This is a genomic window from Ktedonobacter racemifer DSM 44963, assembly GCF_000178855.1.
Lineage (GTDB): Bacteria > Chloroflexota > Ktedonobacteria > Ktedonobacterales > Ktedonobacteraceae > Ktedonobacter > Ktedonobacter racemifer.
The window spans coordinates 2,605,631-2,631,785 of the sequence record NZ_ADVG01000001.1; the positions used below are offsets into that span (position 1 = coordinate 2,605,631).

Below are 26,155 nucleotides of genomic sequence, written 5' to 3' on the forward strand. Positions count from 1 at the left end.
CGGGAGCTTTCCTCTTCAGACTCCTTTGCTGTTTAGTGGTAACCGTTACCAGTGGTGTTCCAATCCCTCAGGCGGGAGCTTACCTCTTCAGACGTCACACGCGCGCAATGTTCCGGAAAGTACAAACGCACTGTTCCAATCCCTCAGGCGGGAGCTTACCTCTTCAGACGGCTACGATGCGCGCCGCTTCTCGCTGGTCAAGGAGTTCCAATCCCTCAGGCGGGAGCTTACCTCTTCAGACTGTTATTCTTCTGTTAGTGCTTATAGGGGCGTATCTGTTCCAATCCCTCAGGCGGGAGCTTTCCTCTTCAGACTATGAGCAAGCGTGGCATATGCAAGCAAATAGTGTTGTTCCAATCCCTCAGGCGGGAGCTTACCTCTTCAGACCTAAAAGTGTGGGGTGTACGTGATGAGCTCAGGCAGGTTCCAATCCCTCAGGCGGGAGCTTACCTCTTCAGACGCTGCTGTTTATCAACGCTACCAGCAATTTATGAAAGAGTTCCAATCCCTCAGGCGGGAGCTTACCTCTTCAGACTTTAGCATCTAAAGAAAAGTAATCAGTCTGTTCTAGTTCCAATCCCTCAGGCGGGAGCTTACCTCTTCAGACGGCATGATTTGAAGACATGAGAGATTTATCAACAGGTTCCAATCCCTCAGGCGGGAGCTTACCTCTTCAGACGCCTGCCGGGGGCCTGCACGGCCTCGCCGACGCGCTGGTTCCAATCCCTCTGGCGGGAGCTTTCCTCTTCAGACTGTCCAGGGCCTTAGATATGTCATGCGACTTTGGGAGTTCCAATCCCTCAGGCGGGAGCTTACCTCTTCAGACTTTAGCATCTAAAGAAAAGTAATCAGTCTGTTCTAGTTCCAATCCCTCAGGCGGGAGCTTACCTCTTCAGACGGCATGATTTGAAGACATGAGAGATTTATCAACAGGTTCCAATCCCTCAGGCGGGAGCTTACCTCTTCAGACGCCTGCCGGGGGCCTGCACGGCCTCGCCGACGCGCTGGTTCCAATCCCTCTGGCGGGAGCTTACCTCTTCAGACTGTCCAGGGCCTTAGATATGTCATGCGACTTTGGGAGTTCCAATCCCTCAGGCGGGAGCTTACCTCTTCAGACGTCGCCGTTAACCTGCAACATATCTTCCAGGCTAAAGTTCCAATCCCTCTGGCGGGTGCTTACCTCTTCAGACTTATACCGCACTTATTTATTGTTAGCAAAGTAGCGCGTTCCAATCCCTCAGGCGGGAGCTTACCTCTTCAGACGGTGTCAAGGACGTAAAGCGCGAAGTAAAACATAGAGTTCCAATCCCTCAGGCGGGTGCTTACCTCTTCAGACAAGATGGCCAGCCGCTCAATACCACTTTTATAGAAGCGTTCCAATCCCTCAGGCGGGAGCTTACCTCTTCAGACGTGAAAGTTGCATAGATTCAGGTGGAATCACACCAGGTTCCAATCCCTCAGGCGGGAGCTTACCTCTTCAGACTCCAAGCAGTTGACGTGAATCAGATTATCAACATCCGTTCCAATCCCTCTGGCGGGTGCTTACCTCTTCAGACTTGATCACTGGGTCAAGCTTGCTACACAAGTCAAACCAGTTCCAATCCCTCAGGCGGGAGCTTACCTCTTCAGACATCAATCACAGCATGACCCAATGTGTATGCACTTAGTTCCAATCCCTCTGGCGGGTGCTTACCTCTTCAGACGAAGCGAGCATGTATCGTGCCGCCATGTTCTGGAAGGTTCCAATCCCTCAGGCGGGAGCTTACCTCTTCAGACGTTGAATGAGCGCCATAATCTCTATTTTACGGTCATGTTCCAATCCCTCAGGCGGGAGCTTACCTCTTCAGACGCCGATTGGGTAGCCAACCAGGTAGTTGAATACAAGGTTCCAATCCCTCAGGCGGGAGCTTACCTCTTCAGACGCTACTGTACTCGTCCTACAATAGTCCGACACTATGAGGTTCCAATCCCTCAGGCGGGAGCTTACCTCTTCAGACGTCGAGGGTGTACCACCATGGAGGTGGAACTCGATGGGTTCCAATCCCTCAGGCGGGAGCTTACCTCTTCAGACCCTGGCGGAGAATTGCTCCGCGCGGTTTTCCAGTTCCTCGTTCCAATCCCTCAGGCGGGAGCTTACCTCTTCAGACCTGAGGAGGAGAACTCCGACTCCGAGGAGGACGAAGTTCCAATCCCTCAGGCGGGAGCTTACCTCTTCAGACTGTGATTGGTAGTGGCTGGCGTACTCCCAGTTAATGTTCCAATCCCTCAGGCGGGAGCTTACCTCTTCAGACTAAAGAAAGGATATTCCTATGCGTATCAATCTGAAAGTTCCAATCCCTCAGGCGGGAGCTTACCTCTTCAGACGATGCTCGGTATTGTAAACGCACTTGTATGGGCAAGTTCCAATCCCTCAGGCGGGAGCTTACCTCTTCAGACCACTAGCTAATAATCAACGTGCTGTCAATTTACCTATGTTCCAATCCCTCAGGCGGGAGCTTACCTCTTCAGACGTTACGCCTGGAAGCGGCGCGCGAGCTGGTAACGTGTTCCAATCCCTCAGGCGGGAGCTTACCTCTTCAGACGATGCTCGGTATTGTAAACGCACTTGTATGGGCAAGTTCCAATCCCTCAGGCGGGAGCTTACCTCTTCAGACCACTAGCTAATAATCAACGTGCTGTCAATTTACCTATGTTCCAATCCCTCAGGCGGGAGCTTACCTCTTCAGACGTTACGCCTGGAAGCGGCGCGCGAGCTGGTAACGTGTTCCAATCCCTCAGGCGGGAGCTTACCTCTTCAGACATATAGCTTGGAAGGCTGGCGTATCCATATCGACAACGTTCCAATCCCTCAGGCGGGAGCTTACCTCTTCAGACTTGGTGATTATGATTTGGGACGGCTCCGTCTGGACGTTCCAATCCCTCAGGCGGGAGCTTACCTCTTCAGACACCACTAGGAATGTTTGACATGTTGGGTATCTCCTTGTTCCAATCCCTCAGGCGGGAGCTTACCTCTTCAGACCAAGCGAGATAGGTTGGATGTGGCGGATTATACCAAGTTCCAATCCCTCAGGCGGGAGCTTACCTCTTCAGACGTGAGATTTGCGAATTGTGAACCGCTCCCATGATCTGTTCCAATCCCTCAGGCGGGAGCTTACCTCTTCAGACCACAATGACCCGGAGTAGTACGCCAAAAAGCCACTGTTCCAATCCCTCAGGCGGGAGCTTACCTCTTCAGACGGCGGAGGTTCCCGCGCGGCCTGGGAGGCGGGGTGGCAATGCTGTTTGCGGAAACCTCGCTTTTTGGCGCTTTTTTGGAGGCAAATTTTAGGCATTTTTGGTTGGAAAGGTGCTTAGATGGCTTCTAGAGCCTTGCGGGAACCTGAGCTCAGGACCATGGGTGCAGGTGGTTCCCGCGCGATGTGTCATTACGTTTCACACAATAAAAATGGTGGCCTCAGCAGGAGGCGCTCCTCCTACGGTTTCCACTTTTTCCAGGCAGTGAACGCAAAGTGGATAGAAGCGTATGCTATCTTCTGTATCCCTAGTATACCGTGCCAGCTTGGATTTAAGCAAGACTAGCTCTTTCTTCGAGAGAAAACATTCAAACAGAGAGTACTGGGTCCAGGTTCCAAATCCTGAGAGAATTTTGTGAATCTTTATTCTGCGTTTATCATCTGGAATATCATACGCGATGATATAGCAAGTGGTGGAACTCCCTGATGTCACTGTGTCTTTTGCCATACTCCCTCCCTAGCGTATGGTCAGAGCCGGATATTCTTTGATTTCCCCCGTGAGATATTTCGCCAGTAGGCGGGCTTGTAACTCGATACAGCGCCGGTACTTTGTTTTGTATCCAAAGATAGGATGTGTTATTTCTTCGTTGAGCCGCTCTTCAAATTTGGTAAGAAAGAGTTTGCGCGGCTCCTTCTTCAGGCGATATGTACCGAGCTCTTCTTGAAAATCCTTCGGGGTCAGCATATGCCTGTTGAGCAAGCTCAATACAACTGAGTCGACAATAATAGGCCTGAATTCCTCCATGATATCGAGAGCGAGGGCTGGACGACCGTAAAAGGAGCTATGCAGGTAGCCAATGTATGGATCAAAGCCAACTTGTTGTACAGCACTTGAAACCTGGCTTGTGAGGAGAGCATAGCCATAGCTGAGCAAAGCGTTGACTGGGTCAGTGGGAGGACGTTTGACCCGTCCATGAAATGACCAGCTTTCAGGTTCCACAAGCATATCGCTAAAACAGTGGAAGTAGAGCGCGCTTCCTGCTCCTTCGAATCCAAGAATGCTCTCCAATTGGGTACCACTGATACCATTATCTCCGCTTACACGAGTTGGTGCGATCTCCTCCTCTGGTGAAAGCAAAAGCAATTTTTGAATGATATCGCTCATCCGATCTATCGAGATAATGAATGTATCGGTAGATTGACGTCGCTGCTGGCGACGTAGCATGGTACGTTGATTAGAGAGTTTTCCAACGACAAATCTCCTGGCAATTTCAGCCCGTTGTTGTGGCTCGTTATGAGCCCTATGCTGAGCCATACGCAAAAGCGAGTTTTTCGTCAGTTCCGGCGAAAGTCTCCCCTTGAATTGCCCCAGGCGATTTAAGAAATGAATCTCAATGTTTTTCTCCAGGAGCATGTGGAGCGCCGAAGATGTTAAAGTCACCTCTCCCATGACAACGACATTCTCTACTTTAATCAGAGGAATACGGCGTTTACATGCCGCCACAAGCGTTTCCCCCTCTGGGTTACGCTGCTCAGGGATCTGTACAAGCAGGCAATCCTCAGTATCTCGTCGCACAAGCGCGCGATCTTCCGTCAGGTAGAGTGTGGGCATGATTATCTTCCTTCTCTTTGCAGAAAAGCTACTTCTTCTGGTAAACAGAGAGGACGCAGGCTACAATCACGACAACGCGTCGCTGCTTTCCCTTGAAGCGGAGGTGGCGACGTCTGCGCAACAGCTATCTGCAAGGCAAACTGAATAGTATTCAGTGTTTTGCGGCGTAGTGCCTCTGTGAAAAGAACCTGAACACGCTTGCGCGATCCATAATAAAAGATGTAGCCATGTGGAACTGGCCGCGCGTATCGCTCCTCCAGGCAGAGAGCCTGTGCGCAGAGCTGCACATGGTCATTGAGCCATTTACCTTCTTTCCCATGTTTGTATTCAACTGGAATAAGATTGTTACCCTCTTCCTCAGTAATATCAGCGAAGCCCGAGAGACGCAGTATCTCACTATATAGGTGGAGACGGGTAACCTGGACTTCATCATCGTCGTGCGTATGCTTACCAGGAACATCTACATTTTGATGAAGGAGTGTTCCTTCAAGCACAAATTCGTTCACGATCATATCCCCAAGCACAAATTCGTAGTAGAAGCGCCGTGGGCAATATTCAAAGGCATTGAGATAAGAGATTGGGATGGTTTCTGGTTGGGGTCGCCTCTCCATATATACCTCCTAAGCCTCTTTGAGTGCTTTGGGCTGTATCTCTTGCACTATACAACGGGTCTGGCCCATGCCCATGGTGGTCTTCGAGCCGGTGCCGCTGTAGAAGGCAAAGCGAGCCAGCGTGGTGAGCCAGCGTGCCTCCGGGCTACCAGGATTACCTTTGACCTCGTAAGTGATTTCACCGAGAAAGCCTGTATGGCCAAAGTTGCCAGCGGGGACATAGCAGGTCTGGAGGTCGTAGTGCTGCACCACAATATTTTCCATGCACCAGGCCTCAAACTGGCGGGCCGTCAGGCCTTCATCGGAGAGATGCAAGCCAGCAGGTGCGAAGGTTTCCCATTGACGCGCCAGGCTCTCAAAAACAGTGCTCGGCTCGGGCAGGAGCGTGAGCATTTTGCCCCAGGGGCGCTGCCCCTTACTAAAGGCGGTTGGACTGGCGAACTCAAAGGGATAACGCTTTCTGGCTGGCTCAAGCGCGTGCAAATCCTGAAATGTGGTATGTCCTGCCCAGCTCTGCTGAGCCTGTTCCGGTTCGGTACTACTGAGAATACGGCTGATCTCGAAATGCGCCTCTCCAATACGCACGCGCAACGCATGCGCCTTCGTGATCAGGTATTGCAGGAAGGTTTGAAAGAGGGTTGTATCAAGCAGCGTGATGCGCAGCCAGTAATACTGGCCCGGCATGACCTCCATCATGCGGTTCTCATACATAGCCGCGATGCGCTGCTTCGTCGAGAGATGATGAAAGCCCAGTAATCCCAGTGTGTAGGGGCGGCGCTGATTGGGACGATGCAACCACTCCGAAAGCGTTGGATCGCCCTGGCGAATAATATCCAGAAAGGCTGACTGTATCAGGTGCCCCGAACTCAGTGGCACCTTCTTTGCCTCAACTGGATGGAGTCGGAGCATAATGGCAAAGAGATCTCCCGTTGTCGTCGTCATTGTGCCTGTTCCTCTCTCTGATCTTATAGCTACTTCTAGCAGATAATAGGCGCATCGTCCTCGCGTTGCGTGACACGCCGATCTTTTGTCATTGCCCAGTACGGTAGCTCTGCACAGAGCTGAAATGCCATGGTTCCTAGAATCGCATCGTAGGGAAGACAGCGTCCATCCATAAATGTGACTTCCAGTGGAAGCGAAGAAAATCTGGCCTGCTTGCTTAGTTTATGGATTTCGGCCCGTGTGCGGCTGTCGCTGCTACTCGATGCCAGAAACGCTGGCACATACTGCCTGCGAAAGAGCTCTCGCACGGACTTCTTCAAACCGCTATGCTCACTTAAACAGACCAGTTCCAGTCCATAGATGGCTGTGACCTGGTAGGCAAACTTTTCTTCCCAGGCATCACGCGTATAGTCACGAGCATCCAGCTTCAAACCAATACGCAGTGGGGTATCTCGTAGTCGATGCAGGTGGCAATAGGTCAGCGCATCCTCTCGCAAGGAAGCTGGTACAGACTGATGTGTATCCTGTTCCCATTTGGCATAGGTCTCGTAGAAGGGCGCGTCATAATACCTGAGAAAATGGAGGGCATTGTAGCTGGCGATAGAGCGCGAAGAGTGCAGATTCTCTGGATCGTACGCTAGCGCAGCTGGCGGCTGAAAGCTCTCACGAAAGCTAAATCTCGCCCGCTCTTTATAATAAGCGCAGAGGTCATCCTGTAATGTCTGCACCATAGTCACAGCAGAAGTGCCTGCTGGCCAATGCATACTTCGCAAGCGCTTAAAGAACGCCTCCAGGCACTTCTGCGTATGGTCATCCTGAAAGGTCTCAGGTTGCCAACGTATTCGCTCCTCCAGCAAGAGAGGAAGAGTGTCAAAGGCCTCTTGAGGCACCAGCCCAAGACCGCCATAAAACGTCTGCCATTCATCAAGCTTCTTCACCATCTTGTAAGTCTTCGAAAACGTTACGGAGGGAAGGACTGCATCCTCGGTACCAGCAAAGAAGCGCCGCAAATCCTCAAAGAAGACATCAAATTGCTGCCGCTCTTGATCAGACATGCCTTCTTTTAGAAACTTTATTGGGCGAAAGATTTCGAGAAGCGTCCCTGTTTTGACATAGGCATAGAGATCATTCTTCTTTGCCATCTCCTGCGTCAAGGCAGCAAATCGCGCGCGTTCTAGCTCCTGCCCAGCATAGGGTTCAAGGACCTTGTAATCATGCGGACTTAGCACGACCAGGGCGTAACTGACCGACTCCTTTTCCGCTTTCGCCAGTACGCGCCCGCCACGCCCTATACGCTGGATCAATTCATCGCCAGAGGAGGCATCGCAGAAGAGGAAGTCAATATTCTGGCGCGCTTTAGGCTGTGAGCGCTCAAAGTTGTAGCCGATATCGACAGTAGGTGTTGCCAGGATTAGCGGACATTCTTTCGCCACTTCACGATCAGACTTTTGTTGCGCTCCCGTAACGCGTCCTATCTCCTCATCGCGCACATATGGCTTGAGCGCGGCATGGATATTACTGATCATTCCAAGCGAGCTCGAGATAATGGCGCCATCCAGCTTTTCGTCCAACCACGCTCGTACCTGCCCACGTTCCTGGCGAACCAGTTGCAGCAAGCCACTCAATTGCTCACCCTGCTGTAACTCTTCGGTATTATACACACGCAGTTGGACACGGGTGAGCGCTCGTATTGGCTGAAGGAATGGAACGTCTTCAGGCGGAATGGATTGTCCGGGTTCAATCCAGTTTACAGGCAGATCAAGATGCTCCAGGTAGCGTTTTACCTGCGGGCGTGGCGTGGCTGTGAGGATACAGAATTGCCGCTGTTTTGAAGCGCTCTCGATATAGCCCCGGTCATGCGAGAACTTGATGAAGAAGAGAAAGGCTGCGAGCTGTTTGGGGCTATAATAGTGCAGTTCGTCAATGATGACGTAGTTAAACAAGCGCATAAAGTCATCAAACAGAGACTGCCGATCAACGGAGTTGTAGCAGAAGTAGATCGCGTAATAGAAGATGTCCGGGTTGACAACATATATCGTTGCACGCTTCGTCAGATCTTTATCGAGCTGGCTACTATTATTGAGAATGTAGTGGAGCTTTCTCGCGCGCTTAAACTCTTCTTCGCCAATGAGCGCTCCCTCATCCAGTGTTTCCCGTGTGAGAGGAACTACCCGGTAAGGCAGGTCACACTGCTTGCAAAAGTCTTCGGCGTCGCGTGCGTGCTGTGCCAGCAACTCATTGGTTGGCGCGATCAACAGCACATTGTCCCTGGTGGGACTGAGCCTCTGCCTGCCTTTCTTCTCAACGCGTTTGAGCAGGCGTAGTAGGGCTGCCTTTGCCTTGCCTGTGCCGGTATTATACGTGTTCACAATGATCGGCTCTTCCGCGTTATAAGTACGCCATTGGTGATAAAGAGGAAATTTACCTTCAGCTGCGGGAAAGAGTTTTTCCGCTGGATTATAGCCAAGCCACTGGTATTCATCCTGCTCCAGGAGGGTGATAGACAACATTGCTCATGCCTCACTTCGCGAGAGGAGCTGTCTCCCGACAGCTCCTCTGTTACCGTTACAAAGCATCGACGCCATAACGCATCCCAGCGGGAAGAACGACGCGCTCGCCCTGAGCTGTAGTTGCCTGCCAGAAGGGACCAGCCAGGCGGCATTGGCTTAACAAGGGCGCGGGATAGATGTTGTAGATGGAGAAGGCGCGCAATTTCCCTGCCAGAGATGCCGGCAGATCAACGGCATTCAGGAAAAAACGCAGTTCCTCATCTGCCTCACGCGGCTGCTCTGAGAGCAAATTTAGCCTCTCCCATTCCACCCGTGCCTTGCTATTGAATTTGCCAAGCCGGATATAGCCTGGGAGCAAGGGCATCTCTCCTTCTCGCGAGAAGAGGTAGAAATGCGCCTGGCTCTCCAGCCCCAGCATGCGTATCTTGCCACTCTGTGGAAAATTGGCCGCACGCGCACGCTTATTGGGCGTTGTGGCAATTGCATTTTGGTCAAAGCGAAAGTAGTAGCTATCGCTTTGCGCATTGAACTGGCTAAATGCGAAGCGCAGCTTGCCCGGAAGAAAGGTTGCGGGTGTGACATAGAGTCCGCGTTCATTCAGCGGCCCCAGGTCCTGCTTATAGCGTGGAGGACCGCTCCAATCATAGGGCGCGGCACACAGGCCAAGCCCATAGGTAAGCGCATAGTTGCCGACCAGCGGCTCGCTTTCATAGAGTGTCCCAACCTCGCGGCTCGCAAAGTAGGTATTTTCCAGCAAGGTCAGGATCGCGCGATAGATTTGCATCGTCTTTGATCTTTCTGGCTACTTACTCTGTTTGGTATATCCCTGGTCGATCTCCTGGAGCAGCGCGAGCAGATCGCTCTCACTGCGATAAAGGGAAATCGTCTCATCGATGATCTGCTCCAGAACCGCATCGCGAACAATAACCGGAAGACGCCCCACGACGCGCTTGATCAGGGTATTTGTCGCCTCCTTAAGCGCCTCCTTGATGGTGTAATCCGAGAGAGGAAATGCCAGTTCCTTGTCGCTTCCTTTCAGGGAATCGTAGACATGTTGCGTCAGTTCGAGATTAGAAAAGATTTCTGTATCGCTAAAGATGATTGCCGCCAGGGTATTACGAACACGCCCAAGGCGACTGCTCATCGCACCGTAGCGGCTGCTACGCAGGATGTTTCCAATTACATATTGCAACTCACCTGCCGTCACATCCTTGAGCGTTTCGATGTCCAGAAAGTGGGTTTCGGGCAAGACATACTCATCCTCGTTGATGGAGGTCGAGGCGGCACCGGTCAGGGGGTTGCGCATGGTCCCATTATCAAATGTCGCGTTGAAGGTTCGTCTGCCGGTGACCTGCGAGGCAGGGCCGATAGAATAGGCGTCGTCGGTCATGACGCGGCTCTTTTGCGCGCCGCCTCCACCTACGGCATAGCCATAGACCATGCAATCGATGCACTCCCCACAGGGCGCATTGGTATTGAGCGCGCACGGCTGCTCCGCCTTGTTGACCGTGACCATTTTCAGCAACTTGTGCTCGCGCAGGAGTTCGCGACCAACGCGCCGCTCGACGGCAGTCTGCTTACGCTTGCTAATCACGACGCGGCGTAAAGGTCCCGCGTTGTCTTTGCTCGCGCCTGCGGTCACAATCTCCTTAGAGAGACCCTCACCGCTTCCCTCTGTACGAAAGATAGTCTCTGACTCGGTTTTACGGATCACGATCAGGCTAACGTAGCGCCCATAGGGAAAGTTGTTATAAGCATCCATCAGGTGCTCTTCGTATTTTTTCAAGGTGCTCATATGACTGGTCATGCTCATGGTAATATCTCCTTTTCAATTTGGCTCCTCTTTGATGAGCAGCAAACAGTTCCTGAGAAGAAAGACGATGTTATGCGCTCTCTTCGTCTAAGTCATTCTCGTCGATGGCGTCCTGGTCGATACTTTGCAGGGCGGCATCAGCGGTTTTGGCCTTGCCTCTGGCGACAAAGATGGCCGCTAACGCTTCGCGCATGTAGACCAGGTAAGCGCTGCGTATGGCTCGCTCACGTTGGAGCAGTTTGTTCACATTACCTCCGTGAGCATTCGCGAGCACTTCCTCAAAGAAGAGATCCACAAACTTGTAGATATCCTCTTCGTGTACGCCCTGGGACACCCGCTTCACATGATCGTAGATCTGGCCCTTACTGCTGGCTTTGGCAAACTCTATTTCATTCTCGTTCGTTGTATCCGGGCAGCGATCCAGGGCATCCAGGATAAAGTCAAGCGGTTTCAGTAGCGAGTTCCGTTTGTAAGAACGGCCTTTAATGCGATGCTGGGCAGCATGAACTGCCAGGTGTTTGAGTTCGATCATACCTTTTCTCCTTCCAATAATGCATGCAGCAATGGCGCGACTTGCTGGCTCAGGGTAATCGCCAAGTGTTCTGGATTTTTGCTCCTCCTGGCGCCTACCTGGCGCTCAATACGCCGGTCTACCTCATGGTAAAGAGCCAGCGGGTCGGTACTTGCCGCGACAAGCAGGTCATAGATGAGTGGATAGCGGTCCTCCTCCTTCGTTAAGAGCAGAGCCGCGACCTGATGTAAGTCACGCAAGATGTGACAGAGCTTAGTAAGATCCTCGCGCGTAAGCGTGTTACGCGGCAGCAACCAGCTCAGCACCTGGGGTGTATTCTCGACTAATAGCGCCACTGGCTGCTCATCGACGCGCTCATTTGCTAGATTGAGCAGAGGCGTGGGCAAACGCGAGAAGAGGACGCGGCAATCAAACCAGAGCGCAATCAATACTGCCTGCTCAAGCGCCTTCAAAAATTTCTGCCCATACCCATTCCCCTCCAGGACAAATGGCAGCACAGGTGTATTGCTCATCGTTTCCGCGAACGTGGGAATGCTCATCCCTTGAAGGCCCCGGTAGGAGAAGCGTACATCGACCTGAAAGCCCACATATTCCTCCTGCCACTTCTGAAAGTAGGTGCCTGTATCCAGAAAGAGCGCTGTATGGTCTCCATTCCGCAGGCGTTCAATGCTCTCCCGCCAGGCCAGGAGCATGGGCTGCGTGAAAAATGAGTAGGGAAAGAGATGCATATAGAAAGTCAACTGATCGTTTCCCTGCTTATCCCGGTGTGAGCGCCAGGCCAATTTCTCCAGAATAAACTGGGCGCGGCAGACGTCACAGACGTTGCGCTTGGGTTCACGCGAGCTTCCAGCTTCAAGACGATTGGAGAAGCTCTGAACCCCGATACTGGGTGGAACCTGCAACGCCATCCACTCCTCTGCCTGGAGGGGACTGCCACAGTAACAGCACTGCGCTTTGAGCCGCTTCTGGTCAACATAGCGCCGCAGGCTATCAATAAAGTTGATACTCTCGATATTTAAAGGAGCAAGGCTATCCCAGACATGGAGGTTGCGTTCGAGATAATCCACCAGGTATGTTGCCGTCTGAGCCAACGCCTGGGCATTCTCTTCGCTCTCCTGTTCGTCTTGTATGCTAGTTTGCTTTGTCTGCTTCTTCCCCTTGCCCGTGGCCTGTACAGCAACGAACTCTTCGTCTACCTGGGCCAGGTCTGCCAGTGCCTGCTCCAGCATCTCCTCAAGTGGGCTATCAGGAAGGTCGCGCGCCATAAAGTAGCCACGGCGATACGGATTCACAAGGTTATAAAGCGGGTCATGCTCCACCGGAAGCTGAAAGAGACGCGCGACTCGTTGCCAGGCATCCTGCTTGAGCGCTTTTAAGTGCGCCTCGCGGTGATCCTTGAGAAAATTGCGATATGCCATGGCAAACTCACCAAGCTCGAGCTTCTTCCCGTCGGTTGGAATCAGTTGCGCCTCTTGCAACAAGACCACAACGCGTTCTTTGAGAGAAGCGTCAGCTTCTGGCGCTGTCAGAACCGCCTCGAGATCCTTGCGCATATACGTGTTGCGCTCTTCAAGCCACTCCAACTTATAGCGCTTGCGTTTAACAATATTGGTAATGTGCGTAAAGATCTGCTCTAAAGATGCGCCACTCTGCATAGCGGCATCATCGACGCTGATCCCTGAGGGCTTGGCCTTAATGAATTGCCCTAGCTGTTCTGATTGCAGCCAGGCAAATTTCTGCGCAATCTTCCTGGCCAGAGTCCGCTGCTCCACAGCCGACCAGGTAAAAGGAAGTGTATAGTCAAGCAGGTAGTCGACGCCTTCAGGATGATAGAGAAGGTCGATACAGACCTCTTTACCATATGTCTCTTGCAGGTGCTCCACAATACAGTTATGAATAATGTTGGTCTCGATACCGCGTAGCTCGGCCAGACGATGACCAATAAAACGATAACGTCGTGGATACGCGGCCATATTGAGGGCTGCATTCAGATACTGCACCAGTTTGCTACGCACATGCTTCTCGTCGTGCGAGGCGAAATCACCTGAATGAGAGTTATCCGCCATATCCGCCATCTTCATCAGGTAGCGTAGCGGTCCCTCCAGGCGCTCCTCGTCTAGGCGGCACTGCTCCAGGTGGCGTTGATCATGCTGCGAAGCTTGTGTTGACTTCTCCTGATGCGCATCCACCAGGTACTTAATATCATTGAGATAGTCTTCCCAATCAGGGAAAAAAGACCCAACCTCCAGCGCGGACAGCATGCTCCATAAATTCTCTATAGTGGCGGCATTGGCATAGCGAACACTCTGCCCATTTGGCAACTTCCCATATGGATCGAGCTTATTAATGTCGTGTGCAACCAGTGCAAGCAGCTCAGTACTATACTCAACTGCCGAGAGGTCGAAGAGAGGGCGAACCTTCTCAATCGTGGTAACGAGATTGAGTATATGCGTCCATAGACTCTCACCAGCCTTGCCGCCAGTCTGCACAATGCTCTTGTAGTACAAGAGCTTCTTATTCGCCAGATACTTCACAAAGTTCTCCAACACCTGTGAACTATCCTGGCTACGATAACTAAGGCCAAAGACGCCCCAGCTCATATCCGAAGATTCTTCCATGTCTAACCTCCAACATAACAACATGTAATGCAGTCGACAGGTTTAGCTCACCTCCTTTCTCAACCCTTTGCTGCAAGTATAGGACACGTGAGCGACGAGTGGTGTCGTGTCTTGATGAATTTGGGGGTGTTTTTAAAAACGGGAGAAAATACTTTTATTTTCACTTCCAACCATTGATGCGACATATAATATCGCAATACATTTCACTGCTAAAACTTTGTATATTTCAAGCTTAGCATTTATATTCATTCATTGCAATACACACCCATAGTACGGTTTTGCCTGAAAGAATGCTTGGTAGAATTATTCATACAGAGAAAGCATTCGACGCACGGTCTGTTTCATCTGTTCGCGTAAGTGGGCAGGCTCTACCAGTTCAGCCTTATCGCCATACTTGAGCAACTGTTGCAGGATGCGCCACTCGTTGTAGGCCGTCGCATGAACAAGCACGCGCCGCCGTTCACGCCCCTGCTCATCTAGGTAGGCTTCCTCACGCTCTAACGTTTGCGTGAGCCAGCGCTGACTCAAGCCGCGTCTGGCAATATTACCATCGATCCAGAAGCGAAACTCGACAGGGCGACGTCTACGTTCAACATCGATCATATCCGGTGCTTCCTGGACGCTCTCTGCTTTAATACGATCCAGGCGATATTCGAGGAAGGATGCCATCTTATGACTATAGGCAATGAGATAGAAGTGACCTTCCATATAGGTAATATAGTAGGGGTCAATGTGTTCATGACGTATCACATTCTGCTTACGGTGCGTAGGCATATAGTCGAACTGAATCTGCTGGCGATGAAGAATAGCCTGTACAATAGTATCGACCGTGGGGCGATAGGGCAGATAATCTGCCACCGTAGAGAGGTTGAAATAGACGAAAGGCTTACGCACATTGCGCTCAAAACGGGCCTGCTGCTCGGGGGGTAAGGTTGAGACAAACTTCTCGATAAGCGCCTGCATCTCTTCGGAGAAGGGATTACGCGGTGGCTGTAGTGGCAAAGGCTGTTGAGAATCGGCCTGTGTATAATGGTTCGGGTCCGCAAAGATCGTGTGCAGAAGCGCCAGGCTATCAACTTCGGCCTCGGTAAACAGAAATGCTGCCCTCGGCCCAGACCCCTTCACAATACTATAGCGAGCTGGACGCGCCTTCCCCCGTACTTTCTTGATCTCGAAACCCTGATCCTCTAGAAATTTAATATCGCGCTCGAACATGCGATTCGCCCGCCTCGACACCGCGTCATCTGCCAACTCACTTCTATCAATACGATAGTGAAAAGCCAGGTGCTCAAAGACATCCTTGCGCGTACACTCATTCGCCAGGAGAAATTGAAGCAAGCGGAAAATACGCTCCGCCGACTCATGCTTCAGCCCCCCACTATTGCCCTCCCCGCGCTCCATCCCATCATCAAATACATAACTCCCACTCATGATATCGATCCTCCTTTTGCAATCCCTCAAGCGGGGGCTTTCCTCTTCTGACCCCAATCCAGAGCATGACCGGCGTATTTTGACTACATTGCACAGCGTCCCGTTCCAATCCCTCAAGCGGAGGATCGCAAGTAATTCATTTCTAGAAAATGATCCGTTTTTGGCCTTCAAGGACAGAGTATAACTGTCGCAAGTAATTCATTCCTCAAGCCCTCACTCCAGTTTTACACGACCGCTCCTTCCCCTTGACACAGGAAAGACTCCTTTTGCAGAGTATCAGTAACCACACATCCTCTCTCAAAAGGAGTTTCGTGCTATGATACCTTCTACAGCCATTTTTGACCAGTCTCAGATGACCCATTTGCTCCGTATCGATCCCCTTGTGCAAGGGTATCGTGCCTTGTTCTCGCTGCTCGATTGGTCCCTCATTGAGCAGTGGCAAACCCAACGGTCCCATCGTGGTCGCCCAGCTCATCCTCTGAGTGCCTATCTCAAAGCCTTCCTGGTGCGTATCTGTGAAGGCTTGCCAACCACCAGTGCCTTGCGGCGTTTTCTGCTCAAGCATCCTTTGCTGGTCATCGAGCTTGGCTTTGGCCTCGTCCTTGATCTCCACGCCCCCTACGGCTTTGATGAGCAAGAGAGCATCCCCTGCGACTACTGGCTCCGTCAGCAACTGTGGTCCTTTGATCGTTGCCTCTTGCAAGACCTCTTGTCAACGACGGTACACGCTTTACAAGAAGAGATTCCCGGTCTGGGCGAGGTCGTCGCCTTCGATGTAAAGCATATTTACGCCTGGGTCCAAGAAAACAATCCTCGTGTCTACGTCGCTGAACGCTACGACAAAACTCGCGTGCTCTCCGGCGACCCTGATTGCAAACTTGGGGTCAAACGCAGTACGAATCAGGAACAACCAGATGGCTCCATCAAAGAGAAGAAGGAATATGTTTGGGGGTATAGTTCTGGCGTCGCCGCAGCTACCACTGCCGACTATGGCGATGTCGTGCTGGCTGAGTACACTCAGCACGCGCAATGAAGCCGATATCACCTTCTTCCGTCCTCTTCATCAGCAAACTGCGGTCTCGCTGCAAGCCTTCCCAACGCATGTGACGGCCGATGCGGCCTTCGACGCCTGGTATGTCTACGATGCCGCTGCCTGACATGGGGGCATCGCGGCCGTTCCCAAGAATGGCCATGGGCATGCAGAAATGCACCGCGATTTCGATGGCGTTCCCAGGTGTGCCAAAGGGCTGCGCATGATCCCTCGCTTTCTGTTCCAGCACACCAACGGCTATCGTGCTCAGCGTTTTGGCTGCCCCTTGCTCTTCCCGACTCCGACTGGGGAGGCCTGTGAACGGCTCTCATCCAATCACGGGCAAGGATGCCACAAAGATCCCAACTGGGAGTCTGGTGGCCTCATGCGTGTGCTCTTGGATCGCAGCAGCCCCCTCTACAAGGCCATTTACACGCAGCGAACCAGTTGTGAACGCATCAACAGCCAGGCAAAGGAGTTGGGCATTGAACGGCCACGCGTCCACAATGGTCGGTCCGTTGCCAATCTCAATACTTTGATCTATATCACTATTAATGTACGTGCTCTCAGTCGAGCCATTTCGATCAATAGGGGACTTCTATCTATGATTTAGTTGCACCCCTCTCAAGCGGGAGCTGACCTCTTCAGACCCAGAAATTGCTAGCTTTTCAATTTAGCAGTAAAGAGTTCCAATCCCTCAAGCGGGAGCTGACCTCTTCAGACTGATTGCAAGTCCAAAGCCAGCCGCCACGATGAGCATGTTCCAATCCCTCAAGCGGGAGCTGACCTCTTCAGACTGATTGCAAGTCCAAAGCCAGCCGCCACGATGAGCATGTTCCAATCCCTCAAGCGGGAGCTGACCTCTTCAGACGCAAGCGTGATCGTCTAGATGTGGCGGATTATACAGTTCCAATCCCTCAAGCGGGAGCTGACCTCTTCAGACGGATCATTAGCAAAAGTATGCGCCTCTACTGTTGAAAGTCAATAAGAATCGGCATCAAATGGCGATTACTCTGACCGAAAAGGGTTCCCTGGTAAAAAAAACAGAAAAGCTGAACAAGGAACGCCGATTACCTCAGAACCAGGTGTCGATTACGGCATCGGAGCTGCTGCTGCTCCCACTCCCGTTTCGGACGGTGTATGGTCATCCCGCGCCTGAGTTGCACGGAAGCTCTCCACCCCTGCCATATCGAGAATGACTGAGTGATGAACCACACGATCGACCGCTGCTAAAGTGGTCATGGGATCCTTGAAGATCCGATCCCAGGCAGAAAACACGAGATTAGTGGTAATGAGCACCGAGCGTTGCTCGTAGCGCTCGGCAAGGAGCGTGAAGAGCACCTCCATTTCTTCCCGATCCTGTTGGACATAACCAATATCATCCAGGATCAGACAGGCGACTTGCTGAAGCTTAGCAATCTCCTGAGGGAGACGCAGCTCCCGTTTAGCAGCAAGCAGGCGTTGGACAAGCGCTGCCGTAGAAGTCCAGAGCACGGTATGCCCCTGTTGGATGAGCTCATGGCCTAACGCCGCCGCGACGTGACTTTTCCCGACGCCTGGCGCCCCAACGGCAATGACATTGTGAGCATGAGTGACAAACGCCCCGCTGCGCAAGCGCTCAATTTGGAGCCGTAAACCCGCCGAGAGGCGCTCCCACTGAAAGGTGCGAAAGGTTTTCTCACGCGGTAATTTGGACTGCGCCAGATAGCGCTCGATGCGCCGCTGCGTTCGCGCCTCGCATTCCAGGCGTGCGAGTTCGTAGAGAAAACCCTCATGGGTCAGATTCTCTTTGCTGGCTTTGAGCGCGATCTGAGCAACGGTGCTGGCCATGGTCGGCAGACGCAGTTCGCGCAACATGGCCGTCAATTCTTCCTGTCGATTAGGCATGGGCACACCTCTGGGAGGGCAGCAGCTGATCGTAGGGCTGCAAATTGACCGGTACGGTCGTTACCTGGCGGACCTCGATGGGACGGACCAGATCGCGCACTGCCTCCGCTGTCGGCACCGTCTTGGCTTCTTCTAGCAACAGCAGCGCGGTTTCCACCTCGGCCTCTGAAAGGGTAGCTGCCAGATGGAGCACGCGCACATATTCCCGATCGGCACGCGCAGGTAGATCACTCCTGAGCCGATCGTAGGCCCGGCGAAAGGCCAGGGTCGGATAGAGATCGTCACGATAGCGATAGGCAGCAAAAGCCCCCGGTTTGCGCACCAATGACCAGATGATATGGCGATAGTTAATCACGTGCTGCGCGCGTCCGTGCAGGCGAGGCAAGGTCACCACGTGTTTGGAGCCAAGATAGCCCTCCAGGTGTTCGGCACGAACCCGTATCAGCAGCGTTGCTCCAATCAGGCGGGAGGGCACGGAATACATATTGCCTTGCACCACGATGGTGCTGAAGCGGCTCACGCTCACGCGGACCTCGCGGCAGGGAGCTAACGGCTGCGCTGGTAAAGGGCGCAATGCCTGCTGCTCCTGGGCATACCGTCCGGCGCGGGTCTGGTTGCGATAGCGCGCCAGATCCTGGAGGAAACGCTCATAGCTGGCACGATCAGGAAAATCTCTGCTTCCCCGCACCCGGAGTGCTTGGTCTAGCGCCTGTTGAAAGCGGTAATGCGATTGTTCGACATCTCCGTTCTCGTGAGCGACCCCTGCGTTGTTTGTCGTCGGCGTCATCGCGTAGTGCTGCATGAGCGCCTCATAGCGCTGCGTCCAATCTTCGCGCCCTGCCTTGTCCAGGCGACGTACTGCTGCGCTGAGATGATCGGTGCGATGCTGGGCTGGGACTCCGCCAAACTGCCACAACGCTCGCTCCAGGCCTTCAGCCAGCGCCTCAAACGTTTCTGCGAAGCAAATGCTGATAGCTTCGACGTTGGAATACGTGAGCACGCAATGATAGAGGAGATGAGGAAATGCTTCCCCAGCGATGGTGACGTTGAACTCCTCCATGTGGGTAAAATCGGACTGCGCACCTTCCCCAGGGGTATGCACTTGCTCAAAATAGACCTCTTTGTCCGGTCCCTGCGTCGCTTTCCAGGTCGCAATATGCCGCTGCAGGGTGCGTACCTGCGTCGGGCGATATTTGCTCGGATGCCGTGCACACAACAAAGCAAACAAGGTTGCCCCTTGCAGTGCTGGATCGCGTTGTAACTGTTCCACCACCCAGAGCCAATCTTCCTCAAAAGGGTTCTCACGTGTTCTCCAGATTCGGGGACGTTTGAGCTGGCTGGGCAATTTCCCGGCTCGTTCATACCGACGGGCAGTGCGTTCACTCATGCCTGCCCGTGCCGCAGCTACTTGCTGTGTAGTACCTTTGTGTCTTTCCCGCATATACAACATAACCTCCGCGTCTTTCTTCATGACACTCTCCTCATTGCTTGATATGAGTGTCATTCTAGGCCATCTTGCGGATTTCTGCCTCAAGGTGGCCGGACTTTCTCATTGTCGCCATCGGACGCGGTAATTATCTCTCAACATCTACTCCAGAGGTTCCAATCCCTCAAGCGGGAGCTGACCTCTTCAGACCAGAAGTACGTAAGTATGCAGACGAAAATATTAAAGTTCCAATCCCTCAAGCGGGAGCTGACCTCTTCAGACTGTATGGATTTTACAGGAGTAGTGAAACGGTTAACTAGTTCCAATCCCTCAAGCGGGAGCTGACCTCTTCAGACGGTGCTATCCCATGGCTGTGGGTTTATCCCCTATGGCGTTCCAATCCCTCAAGCGGGAGCTGACCTCTTCAGACCTTGAGCAAGAAGTTGTGTTATCAGAATATGAGCAACGTTCCAATCCCTCAAGCGGGAGCTGACCTCTTCAGACTTAATACTAGTCCTATTTCTTCTAGGTACGAATGCAGTGTTCCAATCCCTCAAGCGGGAGCTGACCTCTTCAGACTACGAGAAGTTCCCTACCCCCGTAATGGTCAGGACAGTTCCAATCCCTCAAGCGGGAGCTGACCTCTTCAGACGTCACGGCTGATCTACAAGTTAATGCAAGTCAATCGGTTCCAATCCCTCAAGCGGGAGCTGACCTCTTCAGACCTAGTGGTGTGTATTGGTATCGCACGAATGAAGTTGAGTTCCAATCCCTCAAGCGGGAGCTGACCTCTTCAGACGAAAGTGAACCTTTCACGTTTGGTGCACCAAGCTTGGTTCCAATCCCTCAAGCGGGAGCTGACCTCTTCAGACCAGAAAAAAGTGGAGGCTCCGGGGGAGGAGCTCCCACGTTCCAATCCCTCAAGCGGGAGCTGACCTCTTCAGACAATGCGCGAATTGTTTCATTGCACAATGTAGACACCAGTTCCAATCCCTCAAGCGGGAGCTGACCTCTTCAGACGAAGCCATATCTGGCCTTCTGTGCTAGCACCACACCGTTCCAATCCCTCAAGCGGGAGCTGACCTCTTCAGACCTAGGCAAACAAATATAGGGAATACCGTGTCAACATGTTCCAATCCCTCAAGCGGGAGCTGACCTCTTCAGACCTAATTTCTTCACTCCAAGAAACAAGAATAGGAGCGGGTTCCAATCCCTCAAGCGGGAGCTGACCTCTTCAGACATTAAGTGTCGATCCGGCCGCGTCCATTTGTTCCTTGTTCCAATCCCTCAAGCGGGAGCTGACCTCTTCAGACCCAGTCGTCGGGAAAGTGCCAACTGATATCAAAAAGTTCCAATCCCTCAAGCGGGAGCTGACCTCTTCAGACGCCCCAGTACATCCTGTACCGCCCCACCAGTCGGCCAGTTCCAATCCCTCAAGCGGGAGCTGACCTCTTCAGACACAAGGGCGGCGAGTGGCACTTCTACATTGACCGCGTTCCAATCCCTCAAGCGGGAGCTGACCTCTTCAGACTGGACGGGCTCGCATATCGTCCGGCCTGGAGAGACGTGTTCCAATCCCTCAAGCGGGAGCTGACCTCTTCAGACTTAAAGATGCTTCGCGCGCTTCTTGACGACGAAAAGTTCCAATCCCTCAAGCGGGAGCTGACCTCTTCAGACATGGCGAGTGTCTACACATGGACATCCACGCCATCAAAGTTCCAATCCCTCAAGCGGGAGCTGACCTCTTCAGACTGGGATTGTCTGAGAGGATATAGAGGGCATCCATGTAGTTCCAATCCCTCAAGCGGGAGCTGACCTCTTCAGACTCAGGAAACCAACTTTGTTACGATAGACCTGTCCAGGTTCCAATCCCTCAAGCGGGAGCTGACCTCTTCAGACTATGCCTGCTGGTATTCAACCAACACCTAGTGACTGTTCCAATCCCTCAAGCGGGAGCTGACCTCTTCAGACATCATCGACAGTCAGTACAACGCCAAAGATACACCGTTCCAATCCCTCAAGCGGGAGCTGACCTCTTCAGACATGATCTCAGGCAGTGCCTCAAGAATTATTTTAGGGTTCCAATCCCTCAAGCGGGAGCTGACCTCTTCAGACGACGAATGGATGGGCACCGTAGGTGCCACCAAGCTGTTCCAATCCCTCAAGCGGGAGCTGACCTCTTCAGACACCATCTTTTTGCTAGCCTTGGCTCTCACTACTTCTAGTTCCAATCCCTCAAGCGGGAGCTGACCTCTTCAGACGGTCGAGGATCACGGTATTCTCTAGCACAGACACACAGTTCCAATCCCTCAAGCGGGAGCTGACCTCTTCAGACTCATTCATCCATTTACACGCTCTCTAGCGATCTGGTTGTTCCAATCCCTCAAGCGGGAGCTGACCTCTTCAGACCATATGTAAGCGCGCCGGAGCCTTCCAGATCGAATGAGTTCCAATCCCTCAAGCGGGAGCTGACCTCTTCAGACGTCTAACGGCACGACCGGCACACCTGCCACCGCAATGTTCCAATCCCTCAAGCGGGAGCTGACCTCTTCAGACTTGACACGGCTGACAGCCTCCTGAACACTCCTAACGGGTTCCAATCCCTCAAGCGGGAGCTGACCTCTTCAGACCGAGTCATCCCCTACGTTAGCGAATATCATGTGTTTGGTTCCAATCCCTCAAGCGGGAGCTGACCTCTTCAGACCGCGAAATGAAGCACGCCGAAAAGCATAATCAGCAAGTTCCAATCCCTCAAGCGGGAGCTGACCTCTTCAGACGACATAGCGTACAATTCTAGCTTGCAATAGGGAATGTTCCAATCCCTCAAGCGGGAGCTGACCTCTTCAGACGCCTATCTGTGGGGGCATGTGCTCACAGGATGCGAGTTCCAATCCCTCAAGCGGGAGCTGACCTCTTCAGACATAAGGTGCGGGCGTGGATGCCGCTCCTTAACGCATTGTTCCAATCCCTCAAGCGGGAGCTGACCTCTTCAGACAAATATTGTTGCATCCAGCGCTCCAGCATATTCGCTGTTCCAATCCCTCAAGCGGGAGCTGACCTCTTCAGACAAATATTGTTGCATCCAGCGCTCCAGCATATTCGCTGTTCCAATCCCTCAAGCGGGAGCTGACCTCTTCAGACGGCATACGCCCGCCCGTCTGCTAACTAACCAGCATTGTTCCAATCCCTCAAGCGGGAGCTGACCTCTTCAGACAGTGGATAGTGCCATCAGCTTTTACTGTCTGTATTGTTCCAATCCCTCAAGCGGGAGCTGACCTCTTCAGACCGGTCTCCTATGGAACGTCGCACAAAATAGCGGTCTGTTCCAATCCCTCAAGCGGGAGCTGACCTCTTCAGACGAGAGCCACCCCGGCGGTTTACTTGACGGCTTTGATAGTTCCAATCCCTCAAGCGGGAGCTGACCTCTTCAGACGCGATCCCTATAGCGGTGTAGGGATAGAGTGTCATGGTTCCAATCCCTCAAGCGGGAGCTGACCTCTTCAGACATATAGCACCAGGATCGCGCGCGAGGTGTCCTGGCCCGTTCCAATCCCTCAAGCGGGAGCTGACCTCTTCAGACCAGCCTTTCTTGTTCAGTATCTCCAGTTTCGATGCCGTTCCAATCCCTCAAGCGGGAGCTGACCTCTTCAGACGCTCGCGCCAGTTGGCACCATACGAGAATCGAAGAGTTCCAATCCCTCAAGCGGGAGCTGACCTCTTCAGACCCTATAGGGGAGGCCAAGCAAGTGGCGGGGGAGCGGTTCCAATCCCTCAAGCGGGAGCTGACCTCTTCAGACTGCCGGGGTTCCCGCGTGGCCTGAGAGGCTGGATCGCGATGCCGTTTGCGGGAACCTCCTTTTTTGGCGCGTTTTTGGAGGCAAATTTCGAGTGTTTTTTGGTTAAAAAGGTGCTCAGATGGCTTCTAGAGCGCCGCGGAAACCTGAGCTCAGGACCTCGGGCGCAGGTGGTTCCCGCGCGATGTGTCTTCGTGTTCCAGAAGGCGTGGGAAATACATTACATTACTCTGCTCATCGTAGTATATCTTGCCTGGATTCTATTCGCAAGCTGTATTTTCGTTCATGTGAGAAATGGCTTGTTTTTGCGGATGCTGATTGCATCCTGGCTGCTAATGGCATGTCAATCAATTGTTCTTTTTTATCTTCTCGCATTATCAACACTATGTCGAGACAAAAATACTAATAGCCTTTTAAGCCTAATACATAGAAATTTGTCTTTGTTATATTGTATCGTTGTTATACGCCAGGTGAAAGCAGAAAAGGAAGTACGCCGCCTACAGGATGAAGGGGACATTGTGATGCGATAATAATTGCGCCTTGAATCTGGGGATAGTGATAGGCTATCCAGGATACCCTGGGCGCATAGAATCGAACCAGAGCTGTGAGAAGCCAGGATGGCATTTTCCCATTAAGCACAAGCCCTTTATGGCATGTCACTAATGGAAATGCTAACAAATTTGTTGTGTCGTATTCCAGATGGTGTTTCTCAATCTTTATAGTTAGCTGTACGTATTCTTCCCCCTCTCTGGTGTCTATACACATTTCTTCATTATTAGGAACACCTATGTGGATAGGAGGCGATACCATCCACCCCATGGAGGTTTCACTCTGCTGGTTGGGGTCACGCGGATTGAACTGATAAAACGCTTGCGTACCAGTATGCGCAGCCAGGGCACCATACAGCCAGTGAGGACCATGTCCGTAGACTGAGAGGGGACAATTGGCAGGGACATATTCTAGCAAGCCTCTAAGCATAGAAGGGTCCCAGCGTGTAGCTGCTGGTGCGATGGTTTGAAGAAGTTGCTTGACTTCGAGAACAAATTCCGTAGGTGCTTGCTCTAAGTAGATGCGCTCCAGCTCTGCTAAAGAGTATGAGCTAAAAAGGCTCGCAATTCGGTCAACAAGGAGGGTAAAGAGGTCTCCATTGACAGTTTCGTGTCGACGTAGCCCAGCTAAGGTTCCTAAAATGATTGGCTCAGATTGGGAAATGGATGAGGTACCATTACGTGCTGAATCAATCTGAGCAAGAGGTATAAGGCCGCAGCGATCTACTACGTTTAACCAGAATGCCTTGCTTGTCTGGTCTTGCTCTTGAAACAAAAGAATGGCATGAGTGCACTCTTGAAAAATTTGAAGTTGCTGTTCCAGTGGGCGCCCGCCTGCATCAATAAGCATGGGAAGCAAACGGCGTGGAAGATCCTGGCAGATGCGTTCAGTAAATTCATCACTCCATGCGCCTTTGCTGCGTATACGCTGGACAACTTCCGGCGTGGCCTCTTGCGACCAGTTACCCTCTCCATCTGGACAAGCACGAATAGTATGATGGGCAATACCACGTTGACGTAAAGCCTCGGCAAGGCTGTAAAGTAGGACGGTTTTGCCCATGTGGGGGGGACCACCAATGATAATGGCTGGCAATGTATTCGTCGTATTCGTCAATTTATGCTCCTTATTTTCACTCTTTGAGCAAAACCTTTGGAAAGGGAAGACATGTCAGAATTGGATAATCCACATACACTTCTGGCGACACTTGGAGGTCAGCCCCAGGTTGTGACATTTACGCTCGATCTTCTTTTGCAACGCGGCATCCCCATTCAAGAGGTTATTGTGGTTCATCCTACTTCTTACGCTGGCCTGCAACACTCTATCACCTGCCTGAGTGCTGAGTTCCCTGGTGATCGCTATAGAGCGACAGGCCAGGTTATTCACCTGCGTCGACACGTCCTGACCCACTATAAACACCCCATTGATGATATTGTTGATGAGCAAACGGCCTATGGGGCACTCAACAGTATGGACGAATTGATACGAAGCCTGAAACAAAAAAGACATACAGTCCACTTCTCTATCACAGGCGGTCGGCGTTTGATGGGCTTTCTCTCTTTCTCGGCCGCTTTGCTCAACTTTGGTCCCTCAGATCGGCTCTGGCACTTGCACACGCCTGAAGCTGTGCAACAACGTGTCAGGAATGGAGTCATCATGCATGCGAGTCCTGGGGATGACATTCGTCTGATCGAGGTACCATTCGCACGGCTGGCACAGCCCATCCTCTCTCGTCTTCTCAGCTCAGACCCCACCGACACCCAAACGATCATGAACAAGCACTATGAGCGTGAAAGCATCGAACGCCATCAGCATTGCCAGGAGGTTATTGAGCGTCTTACGCCAACCCAATGCAATGTCTTGCGAGCAATTGCGCTGGGTGCACATCCGCAACAGGTCGCGCATATGCTAGAACGCAGCATTGATACCATCGGTAGCCATATCAACGTTGTGTTACGCGAATGCCGCAATGCCTGGGATATGCCTGAGAAGGCCCGTCTCGATTATCACTTTTTGCAAGCAGCCTTCGCTGATTATTTTGTTCACGATGAAAAGAGTGTACACCATTGATACGAGCAAGAAATCAAGGACAACCTTGAAAATTTTCAAGGCTAGTCTGGAGGTGCTGAGCACGCAAAACGACTACAATTTCTGTGTAGAACGATATATA

The 26,155-nt window shown here is 52.2% G+C and carries 17 protein-coding genes and 2 CRISPR repeat arrays (1 of these 19 only partly in view); of the genes, 4 read left to right on the forward strand and 13 right to left on the reverse strand.

From position 1 onward, the window contains the following. Window positions 1–3,237: direct repeats of the CRISPR family, unit length 37 nt; unit sequence GTTCCAATCCCTCAGGCGGGAGCTTACCTCTTCAGAC; it begins 2,647 nt to the left of the window's first position. Window positions 3,238–3,432: 195 nt separating this feature from the next. The 10 genes from cas2 to KRAC_RS11340 all read right to left on the reverse strand — a co-directional run bounded on the left by cas2 (window position 3,433) and on the right by KRAC_RS11340 (window position 15,302). Further along, window positions 3,433–3,741: a CRISPR-associated endonuclease Cas2 gene (gene cas2, locus KRAC_RS79435; protein WP_007907022.1), complete on the reverse strand. Its 309-nt coding sequence runs from the start codon at window positions 3,739–3,741 to the stop codon at window positions 3,433–3,435. Between the two features lie 9 nt (window positions 3,742–3,750). Next, window positions 3,751–4,845 (reverse strand): type I-D CRISPR-associated endonuclease Cas1d, encoded by a 1,095-nt coding sequence (cas1d, locus tag KRAC_RS11300; RefSeq protein WP_007907024.1) that lies wholly within the window; start codon window positions 4,843–4,845, stop codon window positions 3,751–3,753. A gap of 2 nt (window positions 4,846–4,847) precedes the next feature. Beyond that, window positions 4,848–5,456 (reverse strand): CRISPR-associated protein Cas4, encoded by a 609-nt coding sequence (cas4, locus tag KRAC_RS11305; RefSeq protein WP_007907028.1) that lies wholly within the window; start codon window positions 5,454–5,456, stop codon window positions 4,848–4,850. A gap of 9 nt (window positions 5,457–5,465) precedes the next feature. Next, entirely contained in the window at window positions 5,466–6,398 is a 933-nt protein-coding gene (gene cas6 / locus KRAC_RS11310; protein WP_007907030.1) for a CRISPR-associated endoribonuclease Cas6, read from the reverse strand. 35 nt (window positions 6,399–6,433) lie between these two features. Then, window positions 6,434–8,908: a type I-D CRISPR-associated helicase Cas3' gene (cas3, locus tag KRAC_RS11315; RefSeq protein WP_007907032.1), complete on the reverse strand. Its 2,475-nt coding sequence runs from the start codon at window positions 8,906–8,908 to the stop codon at window positions 6,434–6,436. A gap of 55 nt (window positions 8,909–8,963) precedes the next feature. Further along, complete coding sequence (gene cas5d, locus KRAC_RS11320; RefSeq protein WP_007907033.1) at window positions 8,964–9,692, reverse strand: type I-D CRISPR-associated protein Cas5/Csc1; 729 nt, start codon at window positions 9,690–9,692, stop codon at window positions 8,964–8,966. An 18-nt stretch (window positions 9,693–9,710) separates the two neighbouring features. Continuing rightward, on the reverse strand, window positions 9,711–10,721 hold the full coding sequence (gene cas7d, locus KRAC_RS11325) for a type I-D CRISPR-associated protein Cas7/Csc2 (RefSeq protein ID WP_007907034.1): 1,011 nt from the start codon (window positions 10,719–10,721) through the stop codon (window positions 9,711–9,713). 70 nt (window positions 10,722–10,791) lie between these two features. Continuing rightward, the gene (locus KRAC_RS11330) at window positions 10,792–11,253 is read right to left on the reverse strand and encodes a hypothetical protein (RefSeq protein WP_007907035.1); all 462 of its coding nucleotides are present in this window, start codon (window positions 11,251–11,253) and stop codon (window positions 10,792–10,794) included. After that, window positions 11,250–13,871 carry a type I-D CRISPR-associated protein Cas10d/Csc3 gene (gene cas10d, locus KRAC_RS11335; RefSeq protein ID WP_007907037.1) on the reverse strand — a complete coding sequence of 874 codons (2,622 nt, stop codon included), beginning with the start codon at window positions 13,869–13,871 and terminating at the stop codon, window positions 11,250–11,252. The genes KRAC_RS11330 and cas10d overlap by 4 nt, the downstream gene beginning before the upstream one ends. A gap of 303 nt (window positions 13,872–14,174) precedes the next feature. After that, window positions 14,175–15,302: a helix-turn-helix transcriptional regulator gene (locus tag KRAC_RS11340; protein WP_007907040.1), complete on the reverse strand. Its 1,128-nt coding sequence runs from the start codon at window positions 15,300–15,302 to the stop codon at window positions 14,175–14,177. A 316-nt stretch (window positions 15,303–15,618) separates the two neighbouring features. Between KRAC_RS11340 and KRAC_RS75810 the strand changes: the two genes are divergently transcribed. From KRAC_RS75810 to KRAC_RS75820, 3 genes are read left to right on the forward strand one after another with little or no spacing between them, the layout of a single operon-like run. After that, window positions 15,619–16,335: a transposase gene (locus tag KRAC_RS75810; protein WP_040442351.1), complete on the forward strand. Its 717-nt coding sequence runs from the start codon at window positions 15,619–15,621 to the stop codon at window positions 16,333–16,335. Continuing rightward, window positions 16,292–16,459, forward strand: a complete 168-nt coding sequence (locus tag KRAC_RS75815) for a hypothetical protein (protein WP_244422019.1) — start codon at window positions 16,292–16,294, stop codon at window positions 16,457–16,459. The genes KRAC_RS75810 and KRAC_RS75815 overlap by 44 nt, the downstream gene beginning before the upstream one ends. A 48-nt stretch (window positions 16,460–16,507) precedes the next feature. Next, window positions 16,508–16,945 carry a transposase gene (locus KRAC_RS75820; protein WP_040442353.1) on the forward strand — a complete coding sequence of 146 codons (438 nt, stop codon included), beginning with the start codon at window positions 16,508–16,510 and terminating at the stop codon, window positions 16,943–16,945. A gap of 479 nt (window positions 16,946–17,424) precedes the next feature. Here the strand turns inward: KRAC_RS75820 and istB are convergent, their stop codons facing one another. The 3 genes from istB to KRAC_RS11365 all read right to left on the reverse strand — a co-directional run bounded on the left by istB (window position 17,425) and on the right by KRAC_RS11365 (window position 25,047). Continuing rightward, entirely contained in the window at window positions 17,425–18,219 is a 795-nt protein-coding gene (gene istB / locus KRAC_RS11355; protein ID WP_007905082.1) for an IS21-like element helper ATPase IstB, read from the reverse strand. Further along, entirely contained in the window at window positions 18,212–19,690 is a 1,479-nt protein-coding gene (istA, locus tag KRAC_RS11360) for an IS21 family transposase (protein ID WP_007905079.1), read from the reverse strand. Before istA ends, istB begins: the two co-directional genes overlap by 8 nt. Window positions 19,691–19,818: 128 nt before the next feature. After that, window positions 19,819–23,442: a CRISPR direct-repeat array (repeat unit 37 nt; unit sequence GTTCCAATCCCTCAAGCGGGAGCTGACCTCTTCAGAC). Window positions 23,443–23,898: 456 nt separating this feature from the next. Then, window positions 23,899–25,047, reverse strand: coding sequence for a CRISPR-associated protein Csx3 (locus tag KRAC_RS11365; RefSeq protein ID WP_075164269.1), 1,149 nt, complete (start codon window positions 25,045–25,047; stop codon window positions 23,899–23,901). 105 nt (window positions 25,048–25,152) lie between these two features. On the opposite strand from KRAC_RS11365, the gene KRAC_RS11370 reads away from it, so the two are divergent. Beyond that, window positions 25,153–26,055 (forward strand): CRISPR-associated ring nuclease, encoded by a 903-nt coding sequence (locus KRAC_RS11370; RefSeq protein WP_007907044.1) that lies wholly within the window; start codon window positions 25,153–25,155, stop codon window positions 26,053–26,055. Window positions 26,056–26,155: the final 100 nt, after the last annotated feature.